The sequence below is a fragment of the Streptomyces spongiae genome (assembly GCF_009377185.1).
GTDB classification, from domain to species: Bacteria; Actinomycetota; Actinomycetes; order Streptomycetales; family Streptomycetaceae; genus Streptomyces; species Streptomyces spongiae.
Window position 1 is genome coordinate 1 of sequence record NZ_VJZC01000281.1, and the last position, 12,607, is coordinate 12,607.

Genomic DNA, 12,607 nt, shown 5'->3' on the forward strand with positions numbered 1-12,607 from the left:
GCCTAGGGCGGGGCGGGGCAGGTGGGGGAGGCTATGGACGGAATCCGCGGTCACACTCGGCGCTGAATACCCCGTCCGAGTGATCGGACCCTCCGATGCTCGTACGTTCGTCCGGGCGGGGTACGGTCGTTCAGTTGGCGACGTCGGACGCGAGCACCTTGTTCAGCTGCTCCACCGCGGCCGGCGACTCGCGCTGGAACGCCACGAGGTCGAGGCCGTCGTCGCCCTTGACCGTGAGCAGGGCACGGTCGCCGACGGCCAGGACGATGACGTGGCCCGAGCCGCAGCGGGCGACCACCTCGCGGAGCGCTCCCACGCCGGTGGTGTCGGCCATCCGGCGGCCGACACCGAGGGTCGCGGCGGCGAGGGCGGCGACGGACTCCGGGTGGACGGTGTCGGCGTCCGCCACGACGAGAAGGCCGTCGATGGTGGACAGGACGCTCTCGGAGACCCCCATCACCCGTTCACGCAGCGAGGTCAGAATGCCGGTCAGGGAATCGGGCGGTGGGTTTTCGGTCATATGACGTGCTCCTTGTTCCGGGCATATGCCGGTACTGGTATGGTCCAATCGGACTCAGGGAGTCAGTCGGACTCCGGGAGAGTTCGAAGCGCTTCGCGGACGCGCCGCAGCGTTTCGATCGATGGCTGGTCGGCGGCGAGGTCCTCGGCCGACAGCATCGAAAAGAGAGCGGGTGGGGGTACGGACGCCGCCGCGGGCGGGGTCTCGGCCTCCTGCCGGGGGCTCCCAGGAGTCGGTACCGCACCGCGTCGAGGCAGCGGCCGGCGTACCGGTAACGCGTTCCGCGCGGATGCGGATAAGGAACCGGGGTGGGTGTCCGGCGTGGGGCGTGCGTCCGTCGTCGCTTTTTCCTGGTCCTCTGGCTCTGTTGCTGGTCCTGTTGCTTCGTGCTGGTCCGGTGGGGCGTTGGCCGCGTTCTGACTCTGCCGGGCCCTGGCCGCGTTCTGGTCCTGTGGGGTCCTGGCCGCGTTGGCCGCGTTCTCGTCCTGTGGGGCTTCGGGCGCTTCCTGGTCCTGTGGGGCCTTGGTCGCGTTCTGGTCCTTGGCGGGGGCCTTGGAGTCCTTCCGTCTGCGCGTCGGGGCTCGTTGGGAACGGGCTGCCTTGATCCGCTGCCGTGCTTTCGCCGCCCGGTCGTCGTCTGGACTCACTACCCACCCCTCAGTCCGCCGTCGTGCCCGGGGAATCCGCCACCGGGTCTGCGCTTCGGCAGGGGTACCACCTTCGGCGCCGCCGCGGCGGCGGGACTGTCCGCCCCCGCCGCGCGGGGTGCGGTGCTCGGCCGGCTGTCGGGTGCGGCCTTGACGTCCCACCGGACGAGGTTCAGCGCTTCCAGGCGTATGAGGTCCAGCAGCACCGCGTACAGCCCCCGCCCCAGCGCGAAGGCGATGTCGCGCGGTGTACGGCGCCCGTTGACGTGGTCGAGGACATCCTGGTGCCGGCGGGCGAGTCCGCCGGGCCGACGGGGGCCCGAGCTCGCGACAGCCGCGGGACGGACACGAGTCAGTTCACTCGGAGCGCCCCCCGACCGGGCCAGCAACGCCATGCGCCGGGAGGTCTCCTCGGTCAGCTGTCGCGGCTCCACGCCCGGCTCGGCGAGGAGCGCGGGCTCACGGTCGGACAGCTCCCAACTGCCCGGGGGGCTCAGGGCCATGGCGAACGCGCCGTCGAAGACGGCCGCGGCGCAGACGACCTCCCGTTCAGCCGCACCGATCAGTCCGGCGGCCACGAGGTGTCCGCCCAGCCGGTCCGCGTCGGGCTCCGCGGCGCACGCCGCCAGCCAGTCCTCGTCGCCGATCCGCCCCGAGGTGAGCAGCGCCGACGTGACGGTCGGCGCTCCCGGGGTCTCGACCGCGCCCACCAGCCCGTTCCGCAGGTGGATCGTTCCTCCGGGGTGGCCGGAGACACGTACCGTCCCGCTGAAGCCCTCCTCGCGGAGCCCCAGCAGGAGCGCGGGCACGTTGCGTGCCTCGGGCGCCGTCACGCCAGTACCTCGCCGGCCCGGTCGCCCAGACTCCGCAGCGCCAGCGCCACATTGGCCCGGTCCCGGTCGAGTCCCGCCGACAGCAGCAGGGGATCACCCGCCGGCCGCCCCACGGTGAAGAGCACCTGTTGGCGCTTCGTGCTGGTCGTGACCACGCTCTCCAACTCCCCCTCGGCTCCCGCCGCACCCAGTCGTTCGGCGATGAGGGCGGCGAGTTCGGAGGCTTCCGACCCGTCCCCGGCCTCGGCGGTGTCTCCCGCGACGCCGTAGGTCAGGCCCGTGACCGCGTCGACGAGAGCGACGCCGGTGACCCCGGGAGAATCGAGAAGCCGGTCCAGGGAAGCCTGGAGAGCCGTAGTCGTTTCCCCCATTCCCCCTCCATCTCCCAACGTCGCACAGTACTTTGAACGTCAACTTCCACAACACACAACAAAGTTGACGTTTCGTGACCCGTGGGTCGCACATGTTCGATCGTAGATGGCCGGACAGTGACCGGTCAGCAGCACTGAGGAATTGGGGCAGCAGCATGAGCATCGAGACCGCGCTCAAGGAAGCCATGTCCATCGAAGGCGCCCTCGGCGTCGCCCTCGTCGACTACGAGAGCGGCATGTCACTCGGGGCGCTCGGCGGCGGCCAGGGCCTCGACCTGGAACTCGCGGCCGCGGGAAACACGGAGGTCGTGCGCTCCAAGATGCGCACGCTGGCTTCGCTGGACATGAACGACGTGATCGAGGACATACTGATCACGCTGGGCAAGCAGTACCACCTGATCCGGCCGCTCGCCGCAAGCAAGGGATCGCTCTTCCTCTACCTGGCGCTCGACCGGGGCCGCAGCAATCTGGCCCTGGCCCGGCACGGTCTGAAGCGGATCGAGGCCGAGCTCGACGTCTGAATTGCCCGGCCGCGGCGACAAGCAGTGGGCCTGGAGTCCATGAGGTCAGGACTCCTGGGCCTCCTGGACTCCGGGCCTCAGGACCGGACGTTCACGACTCCTGCGGCGACGCCGTCACGTCGTGCTCGGGCACGGTCTGCCCGGAACGGATCATCTCGATGCGTCCCATGACCTTGGCACGCAGGTCGGTCGGCACGTCGTCATGCCCACAGCACCGCTTGACCAGCTTCTTCACGGCCTGCTCGAGCCCGTACTTCTCCAGGCACGGCGAGCACTCCTCGAAGTGGACCTCGAACTTGGTGCAGTCCGCGTCCGGCATCTCACGGTCCAGGAACTCGTAGAGATGGTCGAGGATTTCGCTGCAATCCGTCTCGTGCGGCTCTCCGCAGCTCATGAGCCCGAGCCTTTCGCTTCGTTCGACTCTCCGGCGCCGGCCGGGACCAGTCCGCGGTCACGGGCGTAGTCCTCCAGCATGTCGCGCAGCTGACGGCGACCCCTGTGGAGGCGGGACATGACCGTACCGATGGGTGTCCCCATGATGTCCGCGATCTCCTTGTACGCAAAGCCCTCTACATCCGCGAGGTAGACGGCGATGCGGAATTCCTCGGGGATCGCCTGCAGCGCTTCCTTGACGTCCGAGTCGGGCAGGTGGTCGAGCGCCTGCGACTCGGCGGAGCGCAGACCGGTCGACATGTGCGACTCGGCGCGCGCCAGCTGCCAGTCCTCGATCTCCTCGGCCGCGCTGCGCTGCGGTTCGCGCTGCTTCTTGCGGTACGAGTTGATGAAGGTGTTGGTGAGGATCCGGTACAGCCACGCCTTCAGGTTGGTGCCCTCACGGAACTGGTGGAACGACGCGTACGCCTTCGCGTACGTCTCCTGCACCAGGTCCTCGGCGTCGGCCGGATTGCGCGTCATGCGCAGCCCCGCCGAGTACATCTGGTCCAGGAACTCGAGCGCGTCCCGCTCGAAGCGCGCGCTGCGCTCGGCGGTCGTCTCCGTGCCGCCACCCCGGCCCTCGGGCTGCTCCGCCTGGCCGTGTTCGGTCCCTGCGTCGGTCCCAGTGACCGGACCCACCTCCTCCAGAGTCTGGGTGGGACCGAAACCGGTCCCACTCGAATCGGAGGATAGACGAACATCGTGTCCACCCGCCGCCCGAATAGGGGCGCTCTTGGCCGCGTGCAGCACCGTCCAGTCCAGGTCACTGGCGCTGCTTCGGCTCGGGCAGATGGTCGAACCCATGCGGCGGACTCCCTCTCGTACGAACGGTTCAGCACGTTCCCGCGCTGTCTGATCCGCACAACAGCCGACGGGGATCCCGCATTCCCGCCCGGTATCAGGGCCCTCACCGGAGTGACGCACTCCACTGCGTGACGCCGTCCGTGACGATCTCCAGTGCCCGGTCCTGATCGAGGGGCGCCCGCTTCGGTACGGCGAAGCCGTGATCGCCGTACGGCACCTCCACGAGCTCGTAGGCGCCCCGCGGAAACTCCTCCGGTCGGCCGAACGGGTCATTGCCGCCCTGTACCACGAGGGTGGGCACCCCGGCGCCGAGCAGTTCGTCGGCACGGGACTTCTCGGGCCTGCCCGGCGGGTGCAGCGGGAAGCTCAGGGCGAGGACGGCCGTGGCGCCCAGTTCCGTCGCCGTACGGCAGGCCACCCGGGCGCCCGCGCTCCGGCCGCCCGCGATCACGGGGAGCCCGGGCCCCGCCAGCGCCGGCCACACGCCCCGCCAGCCCACGTCCAGCGTCTTCGGGGCGGGCGCGACCTTCTTGCCGGCCACCCTCCAGGGCTGCTCCACGAGGGCGACGGTCACACCGTGCGCGGGCAGCGCCTCGGCGAGGGCCTGAAGATCACGGGCCTCGACGCCCCCGCCGGCGCCGTGGCTGACGGCGAGGACGAGCCGTGCCTTCGGCGCCCCGCGCCAGGTGATCCGGGCCGTGCCCGCGTCCGTCTCGATCGTCTCGATGATCTCGGTCACATCAGAAGTCACATCAGAAAAGTGTGCCCTCCTCGGGCCCCTCCAGCTCCTTCAGCAGCTCGGGCCCGTTGTTGCGAACGTTGCTGACGGCGGTGGTCACGGGGTACGCCCGCATCAGTCCGGCGGGTGGCGGGACGAGCAGACCGCGCAGGTCGTCGAGGTCGGTGCGGGCCGGATCCAGCCAGGCGTCCCAGCGGTCCGGGGTGAGCATCAGCGGCATCCGGGGGTGGATGTCGGCCAGGGCGTACGGGCCGTCCGCCGGGGCGACGGCGAGCGGGGTGCTCTCGGCCTCGGTCGTGATGACCGAGCAGGTGACCCACCAGGCCTGCGGGTGCTCGTCCGGAAGCGTCCTGTCCCGCCAGAACTCGTACAGCCCTGCCATCGCGAACACCGAGCCGTCGGCGGGGAGCACGAAGTAGGGCTGCTTGCGGGGCCGCTTCTTCTTGCCCTCTTCCTCCAGATCCCGCTCCTGCTTGCCGGTGACCCACTCGTAGTAGCCGTCGGCGGGCAGGATGCAGCGCCGGGTGGCGAAGGCACGGCGGTACGAGGGCTTCTCGTGGACGGTCTCGGCGCGGGCGTTGATCATGCGGGCGCCGCCCTCGGGCGTCTTGGACCAGGACGGGACGAGGCCCCATTTCAGCCTGCGGAGCTGACGAACCGGCCGTTTGTCGTCGACGTCCTTAAGGGGACGGTCGAGGACCGCGTAGACCTCCTTGGTGGGAGCCACGTTGTAGTCGGGCGCCAACGTCTCCTCGGGCTCCCACTTCTCGATCTCAAAGACTCCTGCGAGATCCTCTGGCCTACGACTCGCTGAATACCGTCCGCACATACGTGTCACACTGCCAGACTCCGTGAGAGCAAGGGAGCCAAGCTCAAGATGGACACCACCTCGCTGGCCGACGTCTGGAACGAGGTCTTCGGAAGCCAGCCCGACCCCGACCTCTGGGTCGTGATAGCCACCGCGGTCGCCGCGCTCGCCGCGGTCGTCCCGCCCACGGTCTGGCGGCTCTCGCGCAACGCCATCACCATCGCCCACGAGGGCGGCCACGGCCTGGTCGCGCTCCTCACCGGGCGGACCCTCACGGCCATACGTCTGCACTCGGACACCAGCGGCCTCACGGTCAGCCGGGGCAAGCCGACCGGGCTCGGCATGATCCTCACGGCGGCCGCGGGCTACACCGCTCCCCCGCTGCTCGGCCTCGGCGGTGCCGCGCTGCTCGCCGCCGGGCACATCACCGCGCTGCTGTGGCTGGCCACCGTGCTGCTCGTCGCGATGCTGGTGATGATCCGCAACGCGTACGGGGCGGTCACGGTGCTGCTGACCGGCGGCACGTTCGTGGTGGTCTCCTGGCTGGCCGGGCCCCAGGTGCAGGCGGCGTTCGCGTACGTCGTGGTGTGGTTCCTGCTGCTGGGCGGCGTACGCCCGGCCTTCGAACTCCAGGCCAAGCGGCGCCGGGGTGGCGCGGGCGACTCGGACGCGGACCAACTGGCCCGCCTGACCCACGCACCGGCGGGCATGTGGCTGTTCCTGTTCCACGCGGTGAGCGTGTGCTCGCTGGTGGGCGGGGGCAGGTGGCTGCTGGAGGTGTGACGCGCCCCGAAGGGGCGCAGTCATAGGGGCGCGGGGAACTGCGCGACCAGCCCCAACGGACCCGCAGACGCCCACGGAGATCACGAGGCACCCCCGTCGGCGAACCCCCACTAAAGTGGGGCCCATGGCCCCGAACAACGCACACACCGCCCTCTGGCCCGCCCCGCACGCGAGCGGAGCCGTCGACGCGACGGTCCACGTGCCGGGGTCGAAGTCGGTCACCAACCGAGCCCTCGTGCTGGCCGCCCTCGCCTCCGAGCCAGGCTGGCTCCGCCGCCCGCTCCGCTCCCGCGACACCCTGCTGATGGCGGCGGCCCTGCGCGCGATGGGCGTGGAGATCGAGGAAGGGGTGGGCCCCGACGGCACCGGCGAGGCCTGGCGTGTGCTCCCCACGGGGCTGCGCGGCCCCGCCACGGTCGACGTCGGCAACGCCGGCACCGTGATGCGCTTCCTGCCCCCCGTGGCCGCCCTCGCCGACGGTCCCCTCCGCTTCGACGGGGACCCCCGCTCGTACGAGCGTCCCCTGAACGGCGTGATCGACGCCCTGCGTGCCCTCGGTGCCCGGATCGACGACGACGGCCGGGGAGCACTCCCGCTCACGGTCCACGGCAGCGGTGCGCTGGACGGCGGCCCCGTCGAGATCGACGCGTCGTCGTCCTCGCAGTTCGTGTCGGCCCTGCTCCTGTCCGGCCCGCGCTTCAACCAGGGCGTCGAGGTGCGCCACACCGGCTCGACGCTGCCCTCCATGCCCCACATCCGCATGACGGTGGACATGCTGCGCGCGGTCGGCGCCCAGGTGGACACCCCTGAGTCGGGCGGCGAGCCGAACGTCTGGCGGGTGACGCCGGGCGCGCTGCTGGGCCGGGACCTGACGATCGAGCCCGACCTGTCGAACGCCCAGCCGTTCCTGGCGGCGGCCCTGGTGACCGGCGGCAAGGTCCTCGTCCCGGACTGGCCGGCCCGCACCACCCAACCGGGTGACCAACTGCGCGCGATCTTCACCGAGATGGGCGGCTCCTGCGAACTGACCGAGTACGGGCTGGAGTTCACCGGCTCGGGCGCGATCCACGGCATCGACGTGGACCTGGCCGAGGTCGGCGAGCTGACTCCCGGCATCGCCGCGGTCGCCGCCCTGGCCGACTCCCCCTCGACGCTGCGCGGAGTGGCCCACCTGCGCCTGCACGAGACGGACCGGCTGGCCGCGCTCACCAAGGAGATCAACGAGCTCGGCGGCGACGTCACCGAGACCGCCGACGGCCTCCACATCCGCCCGCGCACCCTGCACGGCGGCGTCTTCCACACGTACGACGACCACCGCATGGCCACCGCGGGCGCGATCATCGGCCTCGCGGTGAAGGACGTGCGGATCGAGAACGTGGCCACGACGGCCAAGACCCTGCCGGACTTCCCCGATCTGTGGGCCGGAATGCTCGGGAACTGACGGGCGGACCGGGATCATGCGCCGCTACGGCAAGCACACCGACGAGGACGACGTCCGGGTCCGCCCCAACCGCAAGGGCAACCGTCCCCGTACGAACATCCGCCCCAAGCACGAGGACGCGGCCGACGGCATGGTCCTCACCGTCGACCGCGGCCGGCTCACCTGCCTCGTCGAAGACCGCGTGATCATGGCGATGAAGGCCCGCGAACTGGGCCGCAAGGCGGCGGTGGTCGGCGACCGCGTGGCCCTCGTCGGTGACCTCTCCGGCAGGAAGGACACCATCGCCCGCATCGTCCGCGTCGCCGACCGCACCTCGGTACTGCGGCGCACGGCCGACGACGACGATCCCTACGAGCGCGTGGTCGTCGCCAACGCCGACCAGCTCGCCATCGTCACCGCCCTCGCCGACCCCGAGCCCCGCCCGCGCCTCATCGACCGCTGCCTGGTCGCGGCGTACGACGGCGGCCTGGCCCCTCTGCTGGTGCTGACGAAGTCGGACCTGGCCCCGCCCGACAAGCTCCTGGAGCTGTACGGCGACCTGGACATCCCCTACGTCGTCACCAGCCGCGAGGAGTTGGAGAACGGCGATGCGGCGGACCGGGTACGGGAACAGCTGGACGGCAAGATCACGGCGTTCGTCGGCCACTCGGGCGTGGGCAAGACGACGCTGGTCAACGCGCTCGTACCGGAGGAGCGCCGCCGCACGACGGGACACGTCAACGCGGTGACGGGCCGTGGCCGCCACACGACGACGTCGGCGCTGGCGCTGCCGCTCGCAGAGCTTCGGGGAGGCTGGGTGGTCGACACCCCCGGCGTACGGTCCTTCGGGTTGGCGCATATCGATCCGTCCCGCGTGATCCACGCCTTCCCCGACCTGGAATCCGGAACCGAGGGCTGCCCCCGTGCGTGCAGTCATGACGAACCGGACTGCGCGCTGGACGAGTGGGTGACGGCGGGGCATGCGGACCCGGCCCGGCTGTACTCCCTGCGCCGGCTGCTGGCGACGCGGGAGCGGCACGAGGGCGACTGACGGGAGTACCGCCGGCGGGAAGGCTGTGAGGGAAAGCGGCAAGGGGAAAGCCGCCGACGGGAAGGCTGCTGACCTCCGCGTTGTTTGCCTACGTACCTGGCCGGTAAGTGCATAATCGCACCGAGCCGATCCAAGCCAGACGAAGCGGTCACGGAACGTGGGGACGCGGGAGGACGAGACATGGCGTGGCTGCTGGTCATCGTGGCGGGACTGCTGGAGACCGGCTTCGCCGTCTGCCTGAAGCTCTCGCACGGCTTCACCAGACTCTGGCCCACGGTCGCGTTCTGCATCTTCGCGCTCGGCAGCTTCGGCCTGCTGACCCTCTCGCTGAAGAAGCTCGACGTGGGTCCCGCGTACGCGGTGTGGACGGGCATCGGAGCGGCCGGCACCGCGATCTACGGCATGATCTTCCTCGGCGACATCGTGTCCACGTTGAAGATCGTCTCGATCACTCTGGTGATCGTGGGGGTCGTGGGGCTTCAACTGTCGGGGTCGTCGCACTAGTTGAGATCCGGGAGCTGGTCGAGCTCACCCCGACCGTATGGGCTGCCGTTGCAGGACGGTGCGCACCAGGTCGGTGACACCACCCTCGCCGGGGGGCGCGGACACACAGGACAGGGCGACGCGGACGGCGAGTTCACAGGAACGGGCCAGCTCCGTCGTGTCGGTCCTCGGGACGCCGGGGGCGGAGAGGACGGCGACGGCCCGGTCACGGGCCAGGGCCACGAAGTCGGTGGGCGAGGGCAAGGGGCCGTCGGCACGGCGCTGTGCGGGAACGGCCGACGACGACGGCACCGCGGTGAGCGTCGGCGCGGGCAGGCGTTCGCTCCAGCAGCCGGTGAGCATGGCCTTGACCAGAGCGTTGCCCCGGGCGGCCGAGACGGTCCACTCTGCGGCGGCGGCCAGCCGTTCGCGGGCGTCCACGTGCGCGGCCAGCGCACGGTCGACACCGGCGAGATAGCCGTCGGCCTCCCGGCGCACCAAGGCGCGCGCGAGTCCTTCCTTGCTGCCGAACTCGTTGTAGAGCGTCTGCCGGGACACTCCGGCGACGGCGGCGACGTCGACCATGCGCACGGCGGACCACGGACGGCGCGCGAGCGCCTTGTAGGCAGCGTCCAACAGGGATTCCCGCGCTGCAGGCATCATCGCCTCCCTCTGCCCAGCGGCAGCTCCGGACCTCAGATTTGACGCGTGTCAAAGCACTGTCAAGGGTTCTCGGCTGCACCGAGGGGCGCATGTTCGGCCAACATGCGCGGTCGCGACAGCGGCGGTCGCGGGTGGCGACCGGCGAGGCGGCGGCTCAGGCCGACTCCGGTGGCTCCGGTGGCTCCGGCAGGCGCGGTGGCTTCGGTGGCTTCGGTGGCTTCGGTGGCTTCGCGCAAACGACACGGCCCCCGGGTGCTCTGAGCAACGCCCGTCAAACGGAGCGGAACTGTACGACCACGCCCACCGAGGGGGAGGATCCCACCCGCACCACCCGTCTCACTCCGCACCGGCTCGTCCCCGCGTGACGCCCCCGTGGAGGTCCCGCATGATCCCCGGGGCCGTGTGGCCGGATCCGCGACCCGCCGGATACGGTTCCCCCATGCCCGACTATCTCGATGACCTGCGGCTCGCCCATGTCCTCGCCGACGCCGCCGACGCCGCGACCATGGACCGGTTCAAGGCGCTCGACCTCAAGGTCGAGACGAAGCCGGACATGACACCGGTGAGCGAGGCGGACAAGGCCGCCGAGGAGCTGATCCGCGGCCAGCTCCAGCGCGCCCGGCCGCGCGACGCGGTCCTCGGCGAGGAGTACGGAATCGAGGGCACGGGTCCGCGCCGCTGGGTCGTCGACCCGATCGACGGCACCAAGAACTACGTCCGCGGCGTCCCGGTGTGGGCGACCCTGATCGCGCTGATGGAGGCGGGCGAGGGCGGCTACCAGCCGGTCGTCGGCGTCGTCTCCGCCCCCGCGCTCGGCCGCCGCTGGTGGGCCGCGAAGGGTCACGGCGCGTTCAGCGGCCGCAGCCTCTCCTCCGCCTCCCGCCTCCACGTCTCGCACGTCGCGACGCTGTCCGACGCCTCCTTCGCGTACTCCTCCCTGAGCGGCTGGGAGGAGCAGGGCCGGCTGGACGGCTTCCTGGACCTCACCCGCGAGGTGTGGCGCACGCGCGCGTACGGCGACTTCTGGCCGTACATGATGGTCGCCGAGGGGTCCGTGGACATCTGCGCCGAACCCGAGCTGTCCCTGTGGGACATGGCGGCCAACGCGATCGTCGTCACCGAGGCGGGCGGCACCTTCACGGGCCTCGACGGCCGCCAGGGCCCGCACAGCGGCAACGCGGCGGCGTCGAACGGACTGCTCCACGACGAGTTGCTGGGCTACCTCAACCAGCAGTACTAGTCCGTACCGAGTCAGTCCTGAATCAGTACGGAATCAGTCCTGAGTCGATCCGGAGTCGCGCGGGGCGCCCGAGCGTTCGAGGAGTGACCCGCAAGCGCCCCCGAACTCACGACGCACGCCCTCTTGTTGACCTGCTCTTTACCTGCCACATTGAGAGTCCCCCCACTTGTGAACTTGTGAATCCCTGAACTAACCCTCACCGGGATTCCCTAGGAGGTGGCTCAACCCCATGCTCGTCCGCGACGCCATGAGCACACTGGTCCTCACCATCGGCCCCGACCACACCCTCCGCCAGTCCGCCGCACTGATGTCCGCACGCAGGGTCGGCGCCGCCGTCGTGTTCGACCCGGACGCCGGCGGACTCGGCATCCTGACCGAACGCGACATCCTCAACTCCGTCGGCCTGGGCCAGGACCCGGACACCGAGCGGGCACACGCCCACACCACCACCGACGTCGTGTTCGCCACACCGTCCTGGACCCTGGAGGAGGCCGCCCGCGCCATGACCCACGGCGGATTCCGGCACCTCGTCGTCCTCGACGGCGACGAACCCGTCGGCATCGTCTCGGTCCGCGACATCATCCGCTGCTGGACCCCGGCACGGCAGCCCGCACCCGCCTGACCAACGAGGGCTCGCACGCGCCAACGGGCCGGAACCCCCGTGGAGTTCCGGCCCGCCTCCTACGATAGACAATGTCTAAGTCAAGGCAGACTCCAAAATCACACCTGTTCGGATTCTGGTCCTCTTGCTGTTAAGCTGACCTTATGAGTGACCTTCTGGAGCGGTTGCGCGGACGCGGATGGCGCATGACCGCGCAGCGGCGTGTCGTGGCCGAGGTCCTCGACGGCGATCACGTCCATCTGACGGCCGACGAGGTGCACGCGCGGGCTGTCACCAAGCTGCCCGAGATCTCCCGGGCGACCGTCTACAACACGCTGGGCGAGCTGGTCTCCCTCGGCGAGGTGCTCGAGGTCGCCACGGACAGGCGCGCCAAGCGGTACGACCCGAACGCGCACCGCCCGCACCACCACCTGGTCTGCGCCCAGTGCGGCGCGATCCGCGACGTCCACCCGACGGGCAATCCCATCGCCGACCTCCCCGACTCGGAGCGCTTCGGCTTCGCGGTGTCGGACGTCGAGGTGACATACCGGGGCGTGTGTCCCAACTGCGCGGCCGCGTAGAAGAGCTACTGACGACGCCTGCCGACTACAAATCGAGATATCGACTTGTAGTCGCTCACCTTGTAGTCGCTCACGAAATGCCGAGGGGCCGGAGTTCTTACGAACTC

At 70.4% G+C, this 12,607-nt stretch carries 16 protein-coding genes; 8 read left to right on the forward strand and 8 right to left on the reverse strand.

Annotated elements, in window-relative coordinates:
* Window positions 1-130 precede the first annotated feature (130 nt).
* From FNH08_RS29925 to FNH08_RS29940, 3 genes are all read right to left on the reverse strand, one after another.
* Window positions 131-520 carry a roadblock/LC7 domain-containing protein gene (locus FNH08_RS29925; RefSeq protein WP_152774653.1) on the reverse strand — a complete coding sequence of 130 codons (390 nt, stop codon included), beginning with the start codon at window positions 518-520 and terminating at the stop codon, window positions 131-133.
* Window positions 521-1,166: 646 nt separating this feature from the next.
* Entirely contained in the window at window positions 1,167-2,000 is an 834-nt protein-coding gene (locus FNH08_RS29935; protein ID WP_322725735.1) for a hypothetical protein, read from the reverse strand.
* Window positions 1,997-2,371, reverse strand: coding sequence for a hypothetical protein (locus FNH08_RS29940; protein WP_228034442.1), 375 nt, complete (start codon window positions 2,369-2,371; stop codon window positions 1,997-1,999). The genes FNH08_RS29935 and FNH08_RS29940 overlap by 4 nt, the downstream gene beginning before the upstream one ends.
* 155 nt (window positions 2,372-2,526) lie before the next feature.
* On the opposite strand from FNH08_RS29940, the gene FNH08_RS29945 reads away from it, so the two are divergent.
* A complete protein-coding gene (locus FNH08_RS29945) occupies window positions 2,527-2,892 on the forward strand; it encodes a hypothetical protein (RefSeq protein WP_152774654.1) in 366 nt (121 codons plus the stop codon).
* Between the two features lie 91 nt (window positions 2,893-2,983).
* On the opposite strand, the gene rsrA is transcribed toward FNH08_RS29945, so the two are convergent.
* The 4 genes from rsrA to FNH08_RS29965 form a co-directional block, all read right to left on the reverse strand.
* Window positions 2,984-3,286, reverse strand: a complete 303-nt coding sequence (gene rsrA / locus FNH08_RS29950) for a mycothiol system anti-sigma-R factor (RefSeq protein WP_152774655.1) — start codon at window positions 3,284-3,286, stop codon at window positions 2,984-2,986.
* A complete protein-coding gene (gene sigR, locus FNH08_RS29955; RefSeq protein ID WP_322725737.1) occupies window positions 3,283-3,966 on the reverse strand; it encodes an RNA polymerase sigma factor SigR in 684 nt (227 codons plus the stop codon). Before sigR ends, rsrA begins: the two co-directional genes overlap by 4 nt.
* A gap of 268 nt (window positions 3,967-4,234) precedes the next feature.
* On the reverse strand, window positions 4,235-4,861 hold the full coding sequence (locus tag FNH08_RS29960) for an alpha/beta hydrolase family protein (RefSeq protein ID WP_322725741.1): 627 nt from the start codon (window positions 4,859-4,861) through the stop codon (window positions 4,235-4,237).
* Window positions 4,862-4,883: 22 nt separating this feature from the next.
* On the reverse strand, window positions 4,884-5,699 hold the full coding sequence (locus FNH08_RS29965; protein ID WP_152774657.1) for an SOS response-associated peptidase: 816 nt from the start codon (window positions 5,697-5,699) through the stop codon (window positions 4,884-4,886).
* Between the two features lie 48 nt (window positions 5,700-5,747).
* Here FNH08_RS29965 and FNH08_RS29970 point away from each other — a divergent pair, with 48 nt between their 5' ends.
* The 4 genes from FNH08_RS29970 (at window position 5,748) to FNH08_RS29985 (ending at window position 9,436) form a co-directional block, all read left to right on the forward strand.
* Window positions 5,748-6,461 (forward strand): M50 family metallopeptidase, encoded by a 714-nt coding sequence (locus tag FNH08_RS29970; RefSeq protein WP_152774658.1) that lies wholly within the window; start codon window positions 5,748-5,750, stop codon window positions 6,459-6,461.
* Window positions 6,462-6,585: 124 nt separating this feature from the next.
* A complete protein-coding gene (gene aroA / locus FNH08_RS29975; protein WP_152774659.1) occupies window positions 6,586-7,902 on the forward strand; it encodes a 3-phosphoshikimate 1-carboxyvinyltransferase in 1,317 nt (438 codons plus the stop codon).
* Between the two features lie 16 nt (window positions 7,903-7,918).
* Window positions 7,919-8,932, forward strand: a complete 1,014-nt coding sequence (rsgA, locus tag FNH08_RS29980; protein ID WP_152774660.1) for a ribosome small subunit-dependent GTPase A — start codon at window positions 7,919-7,921, stop codon at window positions 8,930-8,932.
* Between the two features lie 180 nt (window positions 8,933-9,112).
* A complete protein-coding gene (locus FNH08_RS29985; protein WP_152774661.1) occupies window positions 9,113-9,436 on the forward strand; it encodes a DMT family transporter in 324 nt (107 codons plus the stop codon).
* A 24-nt stretch (window positions 9,437-9,460) separates the two neighbouring features.
* Here FNH08_RS29985 and FNH08_RS29990 read toward each other — a convergent pair whose 3' ends face one another.
* Entirely contained in the window at window positions 9,461-10,078 is a 618-nt protein-coding gene (locus FNH08_RS29990; RefSeq protein WP_152774662.1) for a TetR/AcrR family transcriptional regulator, read from the reverse strand.
* Window positions 10,079-10,517: 439 nt separating this feature from the next.
* Here FNH08_RS29990 and hisN point away from each other — a divergent pair, with 439 nt between their 5' ends.
* From hisN to FNH08_RS30005, 3 genes are all read left to right on the forward strand, one after another.
* Window positions 10,518-11,318, forward strand: a complete 801-nt coding sequence (gene hisN / locus FNH08_RS29995) for a histidinol-phosphatase (protein ID WP_152774663.1) — start codon at window positions 10,518-10,520, stop codon at window positions 11,316-11,318.
* Between the two features lie 229 nt (window positions 11,319-11,547).
* Window positions 11,548-11,940 carry a CBS domain-containing protein gene (locus tag FNH08_RS30000; protein WP_152774664.1) on the forward strand — a complete coding sequence of 131 codons (393 nt, stop codon included), beginning with the start codon at window positions 11,548-11,550 and terminating at the stop codon, window positions 11,938-11,940.
* A gap of 143 nt (window positions 11,941-12,083) precedes the next feature.
* Entirely contained in the window at window positions 12,084-12,500 is a 417-nt protein-coding gene (locus FNH08_RS30005; RefSeq protein ID WP_152774665.1) for a Fur family transcriptional regulator, read from the forward strand.
* Window positions 12,501-12,607: the final 107 nt, after the last annotated feature.